A 17017-nucleotide genomic window follows, 5' to 3' on the forward strand; every position below is an offset into this window, starting at 1 on the left:
ATGGACCTCATGAATCCCGCATATGGCCTCTACGGCTTCTCGTACTTTTGGCCCGCATGGGTGCACCTGATCGTGGTGGCGCTCATGGTGGTGTCGGGCGGCCTTGCCCTCAAGGCTCTCGTGGCCCACGCCGCTGGGCGCAGCCGCGTCTACGGGCTGGGCTGCGGTTTCGTCGCCGGCCTCGGCAACCTGTGCCTGAGCGTGACGGCTCATGCGGAGGCACGCCACGTGTGGCAGCTGGGGACGGCCATTGCGATCTACGCAGTTGTGCTCGTGTTCCTGATCATGACGCTCGTATCCCTGTGGAGCTCGGAATCCGGTGGTTTCGTGTGGGCACGCGCCTTCCACATGTTCCTGACGGTCGGCGTGGTCGCCTCGGCCGCCCTGGAGATCGCTCGCCGAATGCTCTTCTGGATCCCGATGCCGGTCATCGGTGTTGCCTTCCTCCTCGCGCTGTTTGCTGCCTTCGTCGTGGGACGCAACACCGCAGACTAGGTGTTCCTGAACGCACGAAGCGGCCCCGGCCTCGTATGTCACGAGGTCGGGGCCGTTTCGTCGGATCGGGATCCCCGAGCAGGTGGCCGGGTTATTCCTGGTTCTTCGCTGCCTCGCCCGACGCGTAGAGCGCATCGACCTCGTCGGCGTAGTCCGCCAGGACGCGGCGGCGCTTGAGCTTGAGGGAGGGCGTCATGTAGCCGTTTTCTACGGTGAAGGCCGCATTGACGATGCGGTAGCGGCGGATCGACTCGGCGCGAGACACCGCCTTGTTGGCGCGGGCGATCGCTTTCTCCAGCGATTCGCGTACCTCGGGCAGGTTCGCGGCCTGCGCAGCATCGACGACGGGCAGGCCGTGGGTGGTCAGCCACTCGGGCAGCATCTCCGTGTCCAGGGCGATGAGCGCACCGATGTAGGGGCGGTTGTCGCCCACCACGATGATGTTCGCGATGAGCGGGTGCGTTGAAAGGGACTCCTCGAGGATCTCGGGGGAGACGTTCTTGCCGCCCGCGGTAACGATGAGCTCCTTCTTGCGTCCCGTGATGCGCAGGTGACCGCGATCGTCGATGGAAGCGAGGTCGCCGGTCTTGAACCAGCCGTCGACGTAGGCCTGCGCTGTGGCCTCGGGCAGGTTGTGGTAGCCCTTCGACACGGAGATGCCGCGCACGAGCAGCTCGCCGTCGGGAGCAATCTTCATCCGGTTGCCGGGCCAGGGGAAGCCCACCGAATCCGGCGGGAAGTCCTGTGGGGTCTCCACGGAGATCGGTCCGGTCGTCTCGGAGAGGCCATATCCCTGCAGGAGCGTGATGCCCAGGCCGCGATAGAAGTTTGCCAGGTCAGGGGCCAGGGGCGCGCCACCCGAAATGATGGTGTGCAGATTCGGCCCGAGCACCGCACGGACCTTCTTCAAGACGAGCGCGTCGGCGACGCGGCCACGCAGCTTGAGTGATGCCGACGGACCGGGGGAGGGTGTCGCGGAAGCATCGGGGATGGGCGTGGTGTCGGGGCCGGGACCCGCGACGGCGGACTCGGGCAGGGGAGAGTCCACGTAGGCGGTGGCCGCAGACAGGGCACGGGCCTGCTTGGCAGCCCAGGCAAAGATTCGTCCCTTCGCGCCGCCGCCGGCCTTCGCGGAGGCAGCGTTATAGACCTTCTCCATGACGCGCGGAACCACGAGGAGCATCGTCGGTTTGAATGTCGCTATGTCGTTCACGAGATTACGGGTGTCGGGGGAGAACGCGGTGACGCCTTGCCCTGCGAGCAGGCAGTACATGACGAAGCGCGCGAGCACGTGGGCGACCGGTAGGAAGAGCAGGGAGCGCGACTTCGGATCGTTGATGAGCACCGGCAGGAAGTCGTAGGCCTGCAGCATCGGCGAAATGAAGTTGCCGTGCGTGAGGACAACGCCCTTGGGCATGCCCGTCGTGCCGGACGTATAAATGATCGTCGCCTCGTCGCTGAGCTTGACGGCGTCGGTGCGCTCGCGCACCTGCTCGACCGTGACACCCTGGGCGGCACCCGTCAGGACGCGCTCGGCGCCTCGGTCGAGGGAGAGGATATGGCGGACGCCCTCGGTGCGCACGGACTCGACGAGCTCGGCCTGCTGGGTGGTCGCCGTGATGACGATGCGCACGTCGGCGTCTTGGAGGATATGCGCGATCTGGGACGCAGAGTCCGTCTCGTAGATCGGGACCGTGATGGCACCACAGGACAGTGCGGCCACGTCGATGAGTGCCCACTCGTAGGAGGTGGGCGCCAGGATCGCCAGGTGCTCGCCGGCCTCGAGGCCCATGCCGATGAGACCGCGTGCGATTGAGTCGGCTTCGCCCAGGAACGTCTCCATGGTGACGGGACGCCACGCGCCGACGTTGGAACGCCGCTCAATCGCGACCTGGCCGGGGTGAGATGCCACGCGCTGGTGGAGCATCTTCGGCAGGTTCATGTCCTCGGTGGCCTCTCGCGTTGCGATCGACTCCCATGAGCCGTCTGCGAGCCTGCGTACCGTCATTGCGGTCCTTTCGTGGGGTGAGCGCGCTGCGCTGTGTTGGGGGGGATCAGTTCTTCTTGGAGCGGTGGAAGAAACCGCGCTTCTTCGTCGGCTCGGCGGAGACGGGGCCGCCGTAGAGCGCATCGACCTCGTGGGCGTAGTCGGCGAGCACCTTGCGTCGGCGTAGCTTCATCGAGGGAGTCACGTAGCCGTTCGCGATTGTAAAGGTGGCGTCGATGATGCGGAACTTACGGATCGACTCGGCGCGGGACACGGCCTTGTTGGCACGTTCGACGGCCTTCTCGAGGGACTCGCGCACGGCGGGCAGCTCGGCGGCCTCGGTGGGCGAGCACTGCGGCAGGCCGTGCTTGGCAAGCCAGTCGGGCAGCATGTCGGCGTCGAGCGTGAATAGGGCTCCGACGTAGGGGCGCTGATCGCCCACCACGATGACGTTGGCGACGAGCGGATGCGTGGCGAGGGAGTCCTCAAGGACCTCGGGGGAGACGTTCTTTCCGCCCGCGGTGACGATGAGTTCCTTCTTGCGGCCGGTGATGGTCAGCTGACCCTTGCGGTCGATGGAACCCAGGTCGCCGGTGTGGAACCACTTGCCGTCGGGCATGACCTCGGCGGTCTGCTCAGGTAGGTGGTAGTAGCCGGGCATGACGGACTGGCCGCGCACGAGGATCTCACCGTCCTTGGCGATCTTGATGAAGTTGCCGGGCAAGGGCAGGCCGACGCCACCCACGGGGTTCTTGCCGATATGCTGGACGGCAATCGGGCCTGTCGTTTCGGATAGGCCGTAGCCCTGGATGAGCGTGAGGCCCATGCCCGCGTAGAAGTGGGCGAGATCGGTGGCCAGGGGCGCGCCGCCGGAGACGATGTAGCGCAGGTTGGGGCCGAGGATCGCCCGGATCTTCTTCAAGACGAGTGCGTCGGCGATGCCGTGGCGCATCTTCTTCAGCATGCCCGGCCCGAAGGTTTTCTCGGAGGCGATCGAGTAGGCGCGTGCCTGCTTGGCGCTCCACGCGAACATGCGGCCCTTAATGCCGCCGCCTGCTTTCGAGGACGCGGCGTTGTAGACCTTCTCGAGGACGCGAGGAACGACGAGGAGGACGGAGGGCTTGAAGGTCTGGATGTCCGGCAGCAGGTTCTTGATGTTGGGCGAGAAGCCGAGCACGCCCTGGCCGGAGAGGATCACGTGCATGACGAGGCGGGCGAGCACGTGCGCGACGGGGAGGAAGAGGAGCAGGCGTGTCTCGGGTGAGTCGATGACCTCGCCGAGGACCTGGCGCGCCCCCTGAGCGGTTGCGATGAAGTTCGCGTGCGTGAGGGCCACGCCCTTGGGGTTACCCGTCGTGCCCGAGGTGTAGATGATGGTTGCGATGTCCGAGGACGACATGGTGGCGCGGCGCTGTTCGACGTTCTCGATCGTGATGCCGGTGGCGGCGCGGGCGATCATGCGCTGTGCGCCACGATCGAAGGAATCGATGGCGACGGTATGCCCGGGGGCAACAGAGCCCACGAGCTCGGCCTGCTGTGTCGTAGCGGTGAAAACACGGGTCACGTGCGCGTCGGTGAGGATGTGCTCGATCTGGGCGGCGGAATCGGACTCGTAGATCGGGACGGTGATCGCGCCGATCGAGAGCAGTGCCAGATCCAGGAGGAGCCACTCGTACGAGGTCGGGGCCAGGATCGCCACAGCGTCTCCAGCCTGCACGCCGAGGCCGATGAGGCCACAGGCGGTGTACTCGACCTGACGCTGGAGCTCACCGGCGGTCAGGGAGCGGGTGGAACCGACGGAGGAACGCTGCTCGACGCACACCTGGTGCGGGTGGCTGAGGGCTCGCTTGGCCAGCATGTCGGGCACGATGTCATGGTCGCCGACCTTGTACGTCGGCTTGATCGTGTACGAGCCATCGCGCATGCGCTTCATCGTGTCCTCCCGGGTATCGGTTCAAAGACTGAACAATAGGTCCGTTGTGAGTCTACTGGGTAGAGCGCGGCCCCCGCCCCATAATCGGGGCGGGGGCCGCTGAGTGACGATTAGATCACAGGTCGTAGTACATCTGGTACTCGAAGGGGTGCGGGTAGGCGCGCATCGGGGCGACCTCCTTGGTCTCCTTGTACTCGAGCCAGGTGTCGATGAGATCCTGGGTGAAGACGTCGCCCTCGGTGAGGAACTCGTGGTCCTCGCGCAGTGCGTCGAGAGCGGCCTCGAGAGAGCTCGGAAGCTTCGCGATGTCCTGGTACTCGGCCGGGGGCAGCTCGTACAGGTCCTTGTCGATGGGGGCTGCCGGCTCGATGCGACGCTTGATGCCGTCGATGCCCGCCATGAGACACGCGGAGAAGGCCAGGTAGGGGTTCGCGCTCGGGTCCGGCACGCGGTACTCCACGCGCTTGGCCTTCGGGGAGGTGCCCGTCACGGGGATGCGGATGCACGCGGAGCGGTTGCGCGCCGAGTATACGAGGTTGATCGGAGCCTCGAAGCCAGGAACCAGGCGGCGGAAAGAGTTCACCGACGGATTCGTGAAGGCGAGCAGCGCGGGAGCGTGCTCCAGCAGGCCACCGATGAACCAACGGGCAGTGTCGGACAGGGATCCGTAGCCGCGCTCGTCGTAGAAGAGGGGCTCGCCGTTCTTCCACAGAGACATGTGCGTGTGCATACCCGAGCCGTTGTCGCCGAACAGGGGCTTGGGCATGAAGGTCGCGGAATGGCCGAACTCGAGGGCCGCGTTCTTGATGACGTACTTGAACTTCATCATGTCGTCCGCCGCGGTCTGCAGCGTCGCGAAGCGGTAGTTGATCTCCTGCTGGCCGCCCGAGCCGACCTCGTGGTGGGCGCGCTCGATCGTCAGGCCGACCTCTTCGAGGAGGCGGCTCATCTCGTCGCGCACATCCGCGTACTTGTCGGCGGGGGAGACAGGGAAGTAACCGCCCTTGACGGCCACCTTATAGCCCATGTTACCGCCCTCTTCGACGCGGCCGGTGTTCCAGTACGCCTCGGGGGAGTCGACGGAGTAGAAGGTGTTGTGCGGGGTGACCTGGTAGCGCACGTCGTCGAAGAGGTAGAACTCCGCCTCGGCACCGATGAAGCACTCGTCTGCGATACCGGTCGAACGCAGGTAGGCCTCGGCCTTCGCAGCCACCTGGCGCGGGTCGCGCGAGAAAGGCTCATCCGTGAAGGGGTCGACGATCGAGAAGTTAACGACCAGGGTCTTACGATCGCGGAACGGGTCAACGAACGCGGAAGAGATGTCCGGGATGAGCTTCATGTCGGACTCGTGGATCGCGGTAAAGCCGCGCACCGATGAGCCGTCGAACATCAGGCCGTCCGACAATGCGGCGTCCAAGAATTCGCTCACGGGGATCGTGAAGTGCTGCTGAACCCCGGGGACGTCGCAGAAACGCACGTCGACGAGTTCAATGTTCTGCTCGGAGATAAAGTCTGCGACCTCTTGGGTGGAGGTGAACATGAACGTCCTTCTTTGTGGGAGAGCTGTACTCGCTGGTCAAGAATAGGTCAATTCGCAACCAAGACCAGTATATGCCTACAGGTGGCGGCTGCGCGTATTGGTTTCATTATTCAAAGGTTTCATGACATAGAGCACGCCCGCGGTGGGCATCGGGCGCTGCCAGCCCCGGCCTCGTACCCTGGGAGCGTGGCTGATCCTTCGACGTACCGACCCCGCACGGGAGATATCCCGACCTCGCCGGGCGTCTACCGATTCTCCGACCCTCAGGGCCGCGTCATCTACGTCGGTAAGGCTAAGAACCTGCGCAATCGCCTGACGAACTACTTCCAGGATCTGGCGAACCTGCATCCGCGCACCCAGCAGATGGTGACGACCGCGAGCGCCGTCCAGTGGACCGTTGTGCGTTCCGAGGTGGAGGCGCTCACGCTGGAGTTCACGTGGATTAAGGAATTCAATCCGCGCTTCAACGTCATGTTTAAGGACGATAAGTCCTACCCGTATCTGGCGGTGTCGATGGGGGAGCGCTTCCCCCGTGTGCAGGTGACGCGTGAGCGTAAGCGTGCGGTGTCGCGTTACTTCGGGCCGTATACCCAGGTCTGGGCGATTCGTGAGACGATCGATCAGCTGCTGCGCGTGTTTCCGATGCGCTCGTGCTCCGCAGGCGTGTTCCAGCGAGCGAAGGCTCAGGGGCGTCCATGCCTGCTCGGCTACATCGATAAGTGTTCCGCGCCGTGCGTGGGGCGCATCTCGATGGAGGAGCATCGCGCGCTCGCCGAGGGGTTGTGCCAGTTCATGGAGGGGCGCACGGGTCCCGTCATCCGTGACCTGGAGGAGCAGATGCGCCAGGCGTCGGCGGAGCTGAACTTCGAGCGTGCGGCGAAGCTGCGCGACGATGTGTTGGCGTTGCGCACGGTGCTGGAGCGCAATGCGGTCGTGCTGGATGACGGCTCGGACGCCGACGTGTTCTCGCTCGTCAGCGATGACCTGGACGCTGCGGTTCACGTCTTCCACGTGCGTGGCGGGCGTATCCGGGGCACGCGCGGATGGGTGATCGAGCGCGTCGACGGGGCGGATGACGCCGCCCTCATGTCCCGCCTGCTGGAGCAGGTGTATTCCTCGGCGTCGCCGGACGAGGCCGGGGCCGGGAAGCCGGACAAGGTGGCGGCTGTGAGCGTGGACGACGTCGCGCACACGCCCACATCGGCGATCCCGCGCGAGGTACTCGTCTCTGTCGAGCCCGAGGAGAAGGATACGATTGCGCGCTGGCTGCGGGAGGTGCGCGGCGCGTCCGTGTCCATTCACGTTCCCAAGCGTGGCCCGAAGGCTCAGCTCATGGAGACGGTGACGGAAAATGCTCGCCAGGCCCTTGCCCTGCATCGGACGAAGCGGGCGGGCGACATTACGGCGCGCTCGAAGGCACTCGAGCAGCTCGCCGAGAACCTGGACCTGCCCGCAGCGCCCCTGCGTATCGAGTGCTACGACGTGTCGCACACGGGCGGCGACAATCAGGTCGCCTCGATGGTGGTCTTTGAGGACGGCATGCCGCGTAAGGACGCCTATCGCACCTACAACATCCGCGGTGAGGACGGGAGCGGTACCCCCGATGATACGAGCGCGATGAACGAGGTCCTCACCCGGCGCTTTTCACGCTTGCTGGCCGAGGAGGCTGGCGTCGAAGGAGAGGACGAGGATGGTGTCGCCTACACCTCCGGTCCGATCGACGCGACGACGGGGCGCCCCAAGCGATTCTCCTACCGCCCCGACCTGGTCGTTGTCGATGGTGGCCTCCCGCAGGTCAATGCCGCGCGAGCCGCCCTCGACGCCGTGGGTGCGGACGTGCCCGTCGTCGGGTTGGCGAAACGCCTGGAGGAGGTATGGATCCCCGGTGACGAGTTCCCTCTCATCCTGCCGCGCACCTCGGAGGCGCTCTACCTCCTGCAGTACCTGCGCGACGAGTCCCACCGCTTCGCGATCACGAAGCACCGCAAGCGGCGTTCGAAGGCCCAGCGGCGCTCGGTGCTCGATTCCATCCCAGGGCTTGGACCCGCCCGTCAGGCCGCGCTGTTGAAACATTTCGGCTCTGTGAAGCGGATCCGTGAGGCATCCGTGGAGGACATTGCCGAGGTCAAGGGCGTGGGACCCGGTCTCGCGCGCACGATTCGCGATAGGCTTGCGACATCGTCGAGGGAGGACACACCATGACATTCACGCTTCCCGTGCCGCTGCCGGCGCGCGTGCTGCTGCTTGGATCGGGCGAACTCGGTAAGGAAGTAGCGATCGCCCTGCAGCGCTACGGATGCACCGTTATCGCGTGTGACTCCTACGGCAATGCTCCCGCCATGCAGGTGGCGGACGAATCCCGCGTCTTTGACATGAGCGACCCGCAGGCTCTGCGCGAGGTGCTCGACAGCGTTGACGTTGACCTCATCGTTCCCGAGGTGGAAGCCATCGCGACTGACGAACTCAGCGCTTGTGAGGAGCGAGGCGTGCGCGTCGTCCCCAACGCCTTCGCCGTCCAGGCCACGATGGACCGCCAGCGCATCCGCACCCTCGCCGCCTCCCTCCCCGGCGTGCGTACGTCCGCTTTCCGATTCGCGCGCAGTGAGGCCGAGCTGGCCACCGCTCTCGACGAGATCGGATACCCCGCCTTCGTGAAACCGACCATGTCCTCTTCCGGGCACGGTCAGTCCCGCGTCACCGGCCCCGAGCAGGCCGCCTCCGCATGGGCACATGCGAAGGAGGACGCGCGTGCGACGACCGGCGTCGTCATCGTCGAAGAAGGCGTCGACTTCGACTATGAGATCACGCTGCTCACCGTGCGCTCCTGGGACGCTAAGTCCGGTACGGTCACGACGAGCTTTTGCGCGCCCATCGGGCACCGTCAGGAGGGCGGAGACTACGTCGAATCCTGGCAGCCCATGGCCATGAGCGAGGCAGCCCTCGAAGCCTCACGCACGATGGCCAAGGCCGTCACTGACGCCCTGGCCGAGGCCGGAAACGGGCCGTGCCTCGGCATCTTCGGCGTCGAGTTCTTCGTGCGTGGCGATGAGGTCTGGTTCTCCGAACTCTCGCCACGCCCCCACGACACCGGCATGGTGACGATGGTGACGCAAGCGCAATCCGAGTTCGAACTGCACGCACGCGCCATCCTGGGCCTGCCCGTCTCGACCGCGCAGGCGAGCCCCGGTGCCTCGGCCGTCATCAAGTCAACCGGTGCCGTCGACGCCCCCGTCTACGACGGCGTTGCCGAAGCCCTAGCCGCCGCCGACATCGTGCGCATCTTCGGCAAGCCCATCAGCCGCGCCGGCAGGCGCGTCGGCGTCGTCGCCGCCACCGCGAGCACGCCGAAGGAAGCGCGAGTCATCGCCAGGCGCGCGGCCGCAGGCATCTCCATTGACGAGGCCCCCGCGCCTTGCGCGTAACCGCTCCCACCCATCAGCCCAGCCCACCCGTCAGGAGGACGCCATGCCCGACCACACACCCACGGACGACCGCGATGAGCGCCAGGCCCAGGCCTCGTCGATGAACGAGGAGAACCCTCCCACGGTTCCCGAGGGCATCGCCGTGCGCGACATGATCCGCGTCAAGTACGAGCCGCGCGCCTCTAACGAAGTCCTCATCATCACCGGCTACTCGGGAGCGGGCCGAACCGGTGCCGCTCGGGCGCTTGAGGATCTGGACTGGTACGTCGTCGACAACCTGCCGCCGACCATGCTGCCCGCTCTTGTCGGCATGATGTCGAATGACCCCGCGGCGGGCGTGCATCGCCTGGCGGTCGGCGTCGACGTTCGCTCGCGTACCTTCTTCCGAACGCTGGACGCCACACTCGAGCAGCTCAAGGGCGCGGGCATCGCCTACCGCATTATCTTCCTCGAGGCCAGCCCCCAGACCCTCGTGCGCCGCTACGAATCCAACCGTCGTCCCCATCCCCTCCAGGGCGCAGGCACGCTCATGGACGGTATCAAGGCCGAAATGCGTCTCCTCGCGCCACTGCGCCGCGCCGCCGACGAAGTCATCGACACCTCCACCATGAGTGTCCACGATCTGACCCGGCGTATCCGCGATATCGTGGCGGGGGAGGAGCGCCCCCTGCAGGTGACCGTCGAGTCGTTCGGTTTCAAGCACGGGCTGCCCCTCGACGCCGATCACGTCGTTGACGTGCGTTTTCTCAAGAATCCGTACTGGGTGGACGAGCTGCGTCACCTCACGGGCAGGGACCAGGCCGTCGCCGACTACGTGCTCTCTCAGCCGGGTGCACGCGATTTTGCTCTTGGATATGCGGACCTACTGGCTCCCATGCTGAGCGGCTATCTGGCAGAATTGAAGCCATTCGTCACGATTGCCGTCGGATGCACGGGCGGAAAGCACCGCTCAGTTGCTTGCTCCGAGGCAATCGCCAAGCGCCTGCGCACACACGGATACACGGTTCGCGTGATGCACCGTGACATTGGGAGAGACTGATGCCCTATCTTGATGCAGCCGGCTGGGTTCAACGTGGAGAATCCGGCCAGAACATCGTCGCCCTAGGCGGCGGACACGGCTTGTCCGCAACCCTGCGGGCTTTGCGCCATATCACCCGCGCGCTCACAGCGGTCGTGACCGTCGCGGATGACGGTGGCAGCTCCGGCCGTCTGCGCCAGGAGATGCCGATCCTGCCTCCCGGCGACCTGCGTATGGCGTTGGCGTCGCTATGTGAGGAATCCGAGTGGGGCTTGACATGGCGTGACGTCATGCAGCTGCGCCTCGATACGAGCGGCCCGCTCAACGGCCATGCGCTCGGTAACCTGCTGATTTCTGGCCTCTGGCAGCTCCTCGACGATCCGGTTGAGGGCCTCGACTGGGTGGGCCGACTCCTCGGGGCACAGGGGCGGGTCCTGCCCATGTCGACGACGCCCATTGATATCGAGGCGGACATGAACGACGGTGGACGTCGTTACGTCGTGTCCGGCCAATCGAAGGTCGCCGTCGCCCCCGGTACCGTCGAGCACGTTCGTATTACGCCCGAGGCCCCCGAGGTCCCCTCTGCGGTTACCGACGCCATCTCCGAGGCCGATTGGGTCGTGCTGGGCCCCGGCTCCTGGTACACGTCGGTCATTCCGCATCTGCTGGTCCCCGACATCAACCGAGCACTCGCAACGACGGATGCGCACCGCGCGCTCGTGCTCAACCTGGCACGCCAACGCGGCGAAACTGACCTCATGTCGACCGCCGATCACGTGCGTGTCCTGCGCGAGTACGCGCCCATGCTCAAGCTCGACGTCGTCGTCGCTGACCCCACGGCATGCGATGATATCGATGACCTGATCGTCGCTGCCGAGGAGCTCGGTGCGCGCGTTCTCCTGCGCCAGGTCCGCACGGGTGACGGGGCTCCGCACCACGACCCGCTGCGCCTTGCCGCAGCATTGCGTGACGCATTCGACGGCTTCCTTGGTGAGGTCGGACAGAGCGAAACGTGGTTACCTTAGAAGCTGTTGCCTGTTGACAAACGACTTCACACCCTAGGAAGAACCCGTGTCTCTGACATCTGACATGAAGGACGAGCTCGCGCGCGCCGTCATCACGACGCCGTCGGAGGTGGCCGCCGAGGTAAGCGCGACACTGCGTTTCGCCGGCGGTCTGCACCTCGTGGGCGGTCGCATTCTCGTCGAGGCTGAGCTCGACTCGCCCGTCGCTGCGCGGCGCCTGCGCACCTACCTGCAGGCGCTGTACAATGCGGAATCCTCCGTCGTCGTCGTGTCCGGATCCTCCCTGCGACGCGGCAAGCGCTACGTTGTGCGAGTCGTCCACAAGGCTGATGAGCTCGCTCGCCTGACCGGTCTCGTTGATTCACTGCGCCGTCCCATTCGCGGCCTGCCGCCCGTACTCGTCGCCTCGGGGACGGCCGAGGCTGCGGCGATTTGGCGCGGTGCGTTCCTCGCCCGCGGCTCGCTCATGGAACCCGGACGTTCCTCCTCGCTTGAGATCACCTGTCCCGGTCCCGAGGTGGCACTCGCCATGGTGGGTTGCGCGCGTAAGCTCGGCGCGGCCGCGCGCTCGAAGGAGGTGCGCGGTACGGATCGTGTGTCCGTCCGTGACTCTGATGCGATCGGCGCGCTGATTTCCGCGATGGGTGCACCCCAGACCTTCGAGGCCTGGCAGGAGCGACGCGAGCGCCGCGAGGCGCGGGGCAGCGCCAACCGACTGGCTAACTTTGACGATGCGAATCTGCGCCGCTCCGCGCGTGCCGCCGTCGCAGCCGGTGCGCGCGTTGAGCGAGCCTTTGAGATTCTTGGGGACGACGTACCGGCTCACCTGCTCGAGGCAGGTACCCTGCGGCTGAAGTACAAGCAGGCATCCCTCGAAGAGCTCGGCAAGCACACGAATCCGCCGCTCACCAAGGATGCCGTTGCCGGGCGAATCCGACGACTCCTGGCCCTCGCTGACAAGGTTGCACACGAACGAGGCATTCCCGATACGGAATCCGCGCTCACCCTCGACATGCTCGATGAGGACTGAGGTCCCTGGTTCCTGCCACAACGTCTCGATTCAAACGAGAATTACCCCACGTGCAGAATTTCAAATTGGATTGTGACAGAGCACGCTCTGGGGTGTAGATTAGGAACTGCTGGAACCGCAGACATCTGCGGGCCGGGCTGGCAACCCGCACGCCCGGTTGCATCGAATACCGTGCCCCGCGAGGGGCACGAGCAGGAGGAACATAGTGACCACCCGCGTTGGCATCAACGGCTTCGGCCGCATCGGCCGCAACTTCTTCCGCGCTGCTCTCGAGCAGGGCGCGGACATCGAGATCGTCGCCGTTAACGACCTCACCGACAACAAGACCCTCGCTCACCTGCTGAAGTACGACTCGATCACGGGTCGCTTCCAGGGCGAGGTCTCCTACGATGACGAGGGCATCGTCGTCAACGGCAAGCACATCAAGGTGCTGGCGCAGCGTAACCCCGCCGATCTGCCCTGGGGCGAGCTCGGCGTTGAGGTTGTCGTTGAGTCCACCGGCTTCTTCACCGACGGCGAGAAGGCCAAGGCTCACCTGGACGCTGGCGCCAAGAAGGTCGTCATCTCCGCTCCCGCGAAGAACGTCGACGGCACCTTCGTCATGGGCGTGAACGAGGACAAGTACGATGGCGCCACGATGAACATCGTGTCGAACGCCTCCTGCACGACCAACTGCCTCGCCCCCCTGGCCAAGGTTCTCGAGGAGAACTTCGGCATCGAGCGCGGCATCATGACCACCATCCACTCCTACACGGGTGACCAGCGCGTCCTCGACGCTCCCCACAAGGATCTGCGTCGCGCCCGCGCCGCGGCCCTGAACATGATCCCCACCAAGACCGGTGCTGCCCAGGCCGTCGCCCTGGTTCTGCCCGAGCTTGAGGGTAAGTTCGATGGCCTCGCCGTCCGCGTTCCCACCCCGACCGGCTCCCTGACCGACCTCACCTTCATCGCGAAGAAGGAGGTCTCCGTCGAGGCCGTTAAGGCTGCCGTCAAGGCCGCTGCCGAGGGTGAGCTCAAGGGTGTTCTCGAGTACACCGAGGATCCGATCGTTTCCTCCGACATCGTGGGCGACCCGCACACCTCGATCTTCGACGCCACCGAGACCAAGGTCATCGGCAACCTCGTCAAGGTCCTGTCCTGGTACGACAACGAGTGGGGCTACTCGAACGCTCTCGTTCGCCTCACCGCCCTCGTCGGCTCCAAGCTCGCCTGAGCACACAGCTGATATACCAGCCATGAGCTGATCAGCGAGATGCCCGTGCACGCTCGTGCACGGGCATCTCGTACATCGCCACCGCCTTCACACCGAAAGGACTCCTCGTGAGGACTATCTCCACTCTGGGCGACCTGCGCGGCAAGCGCGTCCTCGTCCGCTCCGACTTCAACGTTCCGCTCAAGGACGGCGTCATCACCGATGATGGCCGTATTCGTGCGGCTCTGCCGACCCTCAAGACCCTCACCGACGCCGGTGCCAAGGTCGTCATCATGGCTCACCTCGGCCGCCCCAAGGGCAAGGTCGATCCCGCCTTCTCGCTTGCCCCCGTCGCCAAGCGCCTTGCTGAACTCTCCGGCGTGAAGGTCACGCTGGCTTCCGACGTCGTCGGCCCCTCCGCTGCTGAGACCGTCGCCGCTCTGGGTGATGGCGAGATCGCGCTGCTCGAGAACGTCCGTTTCGATCCCCGTGAGACCTCCAAGGTCGACGAGGAGCGCGAAGAGCTTGCCCGCGAGTACGCCAAGCTCGGCGACGCGTTCGTCTCCGACGGCTTCGGTGTCGTGCACCGCAAGCAGGCTTCGGTCTACGACATTGCGAAGCTGCTGCCCTCGGCCGCTGGTCTGCTCGTCCTCAAGGAGATCGAGTCCCTGTCCAAGGTGACCGGCGACCCCGAGCGCCCCTACGGCGTCGTCCTCGGCGGCTCCAAGGTCTCCGACAAGCTCGGCGTTATCGCCAACCTGCTGAAGAAGGCCGACATGCTCTTCATCGGCGGCGGCATGGTCTTCACCTTCCTCGCCGCTCAGGGCTACTCGGTGGGCAAGTCCCTCCTCGAGGAAGACCAGATCGACACCGTCAAGGGCTACATCGCCGAGGCCGCCGAGCGCGGTGTTGACCTCGTCCTGCCCGTGGACGTCATCGTCGCCCCCGAATTCGCGGCAGACGCGCCCGCGACCGTCGTCAAGGTCGACGCTATCCCCGATGATCAGATGGGTCTGGACATCGGCCCCGAGTCCGCGAAGCTCTTCGCTGACAAGCTCGCGACCGCCAAGACCGTCGCCTGGAACGGTCCCATGGGCGTCTTCGAATTCGACGCGTTCGCCGGTGGCACCCGCGCCGTCGCAGAGGCCCTGTCCAAGGGCTCCATGTTCTCCGTCATCGGCGGCGGCGACTCCGCCGCAGCCGTGCGCCTGCTCGGCTTCGACGAGAACACCTTCTCCCACATTTCCACTGGTGGTGGCGCTTCCCTCGAACTCCTCGAGGGTAAGGTTCTGCCCGGTATCGCAGTTCTGGAGGACTGACTCATGGCACGTACGCCCCTCATGGCCGGCAACTGGAAGATGAACCTCGATCACCTCGAGGCCAATCACCTCGTCCAGGGCCTCGAAATGGCACTGTCCGACGCTGGTCACGACTACTCCAAGTGCGAGGTCCTCGTGATCCCGCCGTTCACCGACATCCGCACCGTCCAGACCATCGTCGACGCCGATGATCTCCAGATCAAGTACGGTGCCCAGGACGTCTCCATCCACGACAACGGTGCCTACACCGGTGAAATCTCCACCGAGATGCTCACCAAGCTCGGCGTCACCTACGTGGTCATGGGCCACTCCGAGCGCCGCGAGTACCACGGTGAGTCCGACGAGCTCGTCGGTGCCAAGGCCCGCAAGGTCTTCGACGCCGGTATGACCCCAATCCTGTGCTGCGGCGAAGCCCTCGAGATCCGCAAGGCCGGCACCTACGTCGACTTCGTTCTCGGCCAGATCCGCGCCGCGCTCGCCGGCTGGAAGGCCGAAGAGGTTGCCAAGATCGTCATCGCCTACGAGCCCATCTGGGCCATCGGCACCGGCGAGACCGCATCCGCTGAGGACGCCCAGGAAGTGTGCGGCGCCATCCGCGCCGCCCTGGCCGAGGACTTCGGCGCCGAAACCGCCGAGTCCACCCGGATCCTCTACGGCGGCTCCGCCAAGCCCGGCAACATCAAGGAGCTCATGGCTCAGCCCGACGTCGACGGCGGTCTCGTCGGTGGCGCGTCCCTGAAGGCTGACTCCTTCGCCGCCATGGCGAACTTCTACGCCTGAGCAACGCTCACACGCCCGTGATACCCGGCCAGTCGAGCTGGGGCGGAGCGGACGCGAGATGGGGCCAACCGGTGTGCCGGTTGGCCCCATCGGCATTCTCAGTTAATATAGGACTATATGTGCCCCGAGTTGGGGCGACCTGCGATAGAAACTGGACCCACCGTGACCATTCTGAACAACGTGCTGATTGGGCTGATCTTCGTGACCAGCATCCTGCTCACCCTGACCATCCTGATGCACAAGGGGCAGGGCGGCGGCCTATCGGACATGTTCGGTGGCGGTATCTCCTCGTCGGCAGGGTCCTCCGGTGTCGCCGAGCGTAACCTGAACCGCATCACCATGGGCACTCTGTTCATCTGGGTGGTGTGCATCATCGGTTTCGTCCTGCTTGGAAAGTTTGGTGGCTGATCGGTATCGATCATCATCGAGCTGTGGCTCTCCGCTGATCAGCGGGGAGCCATTTTGTACCCAGGCAAGAGGCAGTGGGGCCGCCTTCGTCACGAAGGCGGCCCCACAAAGTAAGGTGATGCTTCTACCCGAGGTCCAGTCGCGAGGCCGCTGCCTCGTCCACGTAGACTCGCGTCGTTGGGGAGAGGATCCCCGCAACGGGAAGGTCGAGGGGCGACGCGCCGGCAAAAGCGCGTCCGAGCGCCTCTGCCTTTGCCGAACCACCGGTCGTGAGCCACACCTCGGGGCATCGGCGCATGATGGGCATCGATACGGTGATGCGCTCGGGGGGCGGCTTGGGCGAGTTGCGAATCGCCAGGATGGGGGAGGCCTCGTGCATGTTGACGCGTCCGGGGAAGAGCGAGCAGATGTGTCCGTCGGGACCCATACCGATCAGCGCGATATCGAAGGATCGATCGCCCATGACCGAGTGCCAGGTGTCTGCGAATGCAGCGGTGGCATCGTCAAGAGAACCAGCGCTGGGTGCTGAGGTATCGGCGCTCGGCATCCGCACGAACTCCACGCCTGATGCAGCATAGAGGAATCCATCCCACGCCTGGTCATCGTTGCGGTCTTTATCTCCGGCGGGAACATAGCGTTCATCCACCAGCCACACGCGAACGCGCGACCAGTCAACCTGGTCGACGCACGGTAGCAGGGAGGGCAGAAGGGAGGTGGTGATCGCGCCGCCGGAAATGGCGACGTTGATACGCACGTCCGTCCCGGCCTCGTTGATGAGCGTGCGCAGGCGCTCAAAGAATGCGCGGCCAACGGCGGCGTTCAGCTCGTCGACGGTTGGAAAAACCTCAAGCGTGTGAACGGAAACCAT

14 protein-coding genes are annotated in these 17017 nt (G+C 65.2%); 10 read left to right on the plus strand and 4 right to left on the minus strand.

Annotated elements, in window-relative coordinates; translation table 11 throughout:
- The first annotated feature begins 9 nt into the window (after nt 1-9).
- Nucleotides 10-495 carry a polysaccharide transporter gene (locus tag O3684_RS03155; RefSeq protein WP_500062334.1) on the plus strand — a complete coding sequence of 162 codons (486 nt, stop codon included), beginning with the start codon at nt 10-12 and terminating at the stop codon, nt 493-495.
- Nucleotides 496-586: 91 nt separating this feature from the next.
- Here O3684_RS03155 and O3684_RS03160 read toward each other — a convergent pair whose 3' ends face one another.
- The 3 genes from O3684_RS03160 to glnA all read right to left on the minus strand — a co-directional run bounded on the left by O3684_RS03160 (nt 587) and on the right by glnA (nt 5955).
- On the minus strand, nt 587-2503 hold the full coding sequence (locus O3684_RS03160) for an AMP-dependent synthetase/ligase (RefSeq protein WP_500065050.1): 1917 nt from the start codon (nt 2501-2503) through the stop codon (nt 587-589).
- A gap of 46 nt (nt 2504-2549) precedes the next feature.
- Nucleotides 2550-4415 carry an AMP-dependent synthetase/ligase gene (locus O3684_RS03165; RefSeq protein ID WP_500065051.1) on the minus strand — a complete coding sequence of 622 codons (1866 nt, stop codon included), beginning with the start codon at nt 4413-4415 and terminating at the stop codon, nt 2550-2552.
- A 115-nt stretch (nt 4416-4530) separates the two neighbouring features.
- Nucleotides 4531-5955 (minus strand): type I glutamate--ammonia ligase, encoded by a 1425-nt coding sequence (gene glnA, locus O3684_RS03170; protein ID WP_500065052.1) that lies wholly within the window; start codon nt 5953-5955, stop codon nt 4531-4533.
- Between the two features lie 186 nt (nt 5956-6141).
- On the opposite strand from glnA, the gene uvrC reads away from it, so the two are divergent.
- From uvrC to secG, 9 genes are all read left to right on the plus strand, one after another.
- Nucleotides 6142-8157 (plus strand): excinuclease ABC subunit UvrC, encoded by a 2016-nt coding sequence (uvrC, locus tag O3684_RS03175; protein WP_500065053.1) that lies wholly within the window; start codon nt 6142-6144, stop codon nt 8155-8157.
- Nucleotides 8154-9377 carry a formate-dependent phosphoribosylglycinamide formyltransferase gene (gene purT / locus O3684_RS03180; RefSeq protein WP_500065054.1) on the plus strand — a complete coding sequence of 408 codons (1224 nt, stop codon included), beginning with the start codon at nt 8154-8156 and terminating at the stop codon, nt 9375-9377. The genes uvrC and purT overlap by 4 nt, the downstream gene beginning before the upstream one ends.
- Before the next feature lie 43 nt (nt 9378-9420).
- Nucleotides 9421-10416 carry a RapZ family nucleotide-binding protein gene (gene rapZ / locus O3684_RS03185; RefSeq protein ID WP_500065055.1) on the plus strand — a complete coding sequence of 332 codons (996 nt, stop codon included), beginning with the start codon at nt 9421-9423 and terminating at the stop codon, nt 10414-10416.
- A complete protein-coding gene (locus O3684_RS03190; protein ID WP_500065057.1) occupies nt 10416-11420 on the plus strand; it encodes a gluconeogenesis factor YvcK family protein in 1005 nt (334 codons plus the stop codon). The genes rapZ and O3684_RS03190 overlap by 1 nt, the downstream gene beginning before the upstream one ends.
- A 46-nt stretch (nt 11421-11466) precedes the next feature.
- Nucleotides 11467-12450 (plus strand): DNA-binding protein WhiA, encoded by a 984-nt coding sequence (gene whiA / locus O3684_RS03195; RefSeq protein WP_500062326.1) that lies wholly within the window; start codon nt 11467-11469, stop codon nt 12448-12450.
- Nucleotides 12451-12655: 205 nt separating this feature from the next.
- Nucleotides 12656-13663, plus strand: a complete 1008-nt coding sequence (gap, locus tag O3684_RS03200) for a type I glyceraldehyde-3-phosphate dehydrogenase (RefSeq protein WP_500062325.1) — start codon at nt 12656-12658, stop codon at nt 13661-13663.
- 107 nt (nt 13664-13770) lie between these two features.
- The gene (locus O3684_RS03205; protein WP_016461700.1) at nt 13771-14961 is read left to right on the plus strand and encodes a phosphoglycerate kinase; all 1191 of its coding nucleotides are present in this window, start codon (nt 13771-13773) and stop codon (nt 14959-14961) included.
- A 3-nt stretch (nt 14962-14964) separates the two neighbouring features.
- Nucleotides 14965-15741, plus strand: a complete 777-nt coding sequence (gene tpiA, locus O3684_RS03210; RefSeq protein WP_500065058.1) for a triose-phosphate isomerase — start codon at nt 14965-14967, stop codon at nt 15739-15741.
- Nucleotides 15742-15903: 162 nt separating this feature from the next.
- Entirely contained in the window at nt 15904-16149 is a 246-nt protein-coding gene (gene secG / locus O3684_RS03215; protein ID WP_500062322.1) for a preprotein translocase subunit SecG, read from the plus strand.
- Between the two features lie 124 nt (nt 16150-16273).
- On the opposite strand, the gene pgl is transcribed toward secG, so the two are convergent.
- Complete coding sequence (pgl, locus tag O3684_RS03220; RefSeq protein ID WP_500065059.1) at nt 16274-17017, minus strand: 6-phosphogluconolactonase; 744 nt, start codon at nt 17015-17017, stop codon at nt 16274-16276.

It is taken from the genome of Pauljensenia sp. 20925_1_27 (assembly GCF_041432835.1).
Lineage (GTDB): Bacteria > Actinomycetota > Actinomycetes > Actinomycetales > Actinomycetaceae > Pauljensenia.

Bases quoted from the DNA above. Each gene is read 5' to 3' on its own strand.
- purT (WP_500065054.1), top strand. From the start codon at position 8,154: ATGACATTCACGCTTCCCGTGCCGCTGCCGGCGCGCGTGCTGCTGCTT.
- O3684_RS03190 (WP_500065057.1), top strand. From the start codon at position 10,416: ATGCCCTATCTTGATGCAGCCGGCTGGGTTCAACGTGGAGAATCCGGC.
- glnA (WP_500065052.1), bottom strand. From the start codon at position 5,955: ATGTTCACCTCCACCCAAGAGGTCGCAGACTTTATCTCCGAGCAGAAC.
- O3684_RS03160 (WP_500065050.1), bottom strand. From the start codon at position 2,503: ATGACGGTACGCAGGCTCGCAGACGGCTCATGGGAGTCGATCGCAACG.
- pgl (WP_500065059.1), bottom strand. From the start codon at position 17,017: ATGGTTTCCGTTCACACGCTTGAGGTTTTTCCAACCGTCGACGAGCTG.
- O3684_RS03165 (WP_500065051.1), bottom strand. From the start codon at position 4,415: ATGAAGCGCATGCGCGATGGCTCGTACACGATCAAGCCGACGTACAAG.
- O3684_RS03155 (WP_500062334.1), top strand. From the start codon at position 10: ATGAATCCCGCATATGGCCTCTACGGCTTCTCGTACTTTTGGCCCGCA.
- rapZ (WP_500065055.1), top strand. From the start codon at position 9,421: ATGCCCGACCACACACCCACGGACGACCGCGATGAGCGCCAGGCCCAG.
- tpiA (WP_500065058.1), top strand. From the start codon at position 14,965: ATGGCACGTACGCCCCTCATGGCCGGCAACTGGAAGATGAACCTCGAT.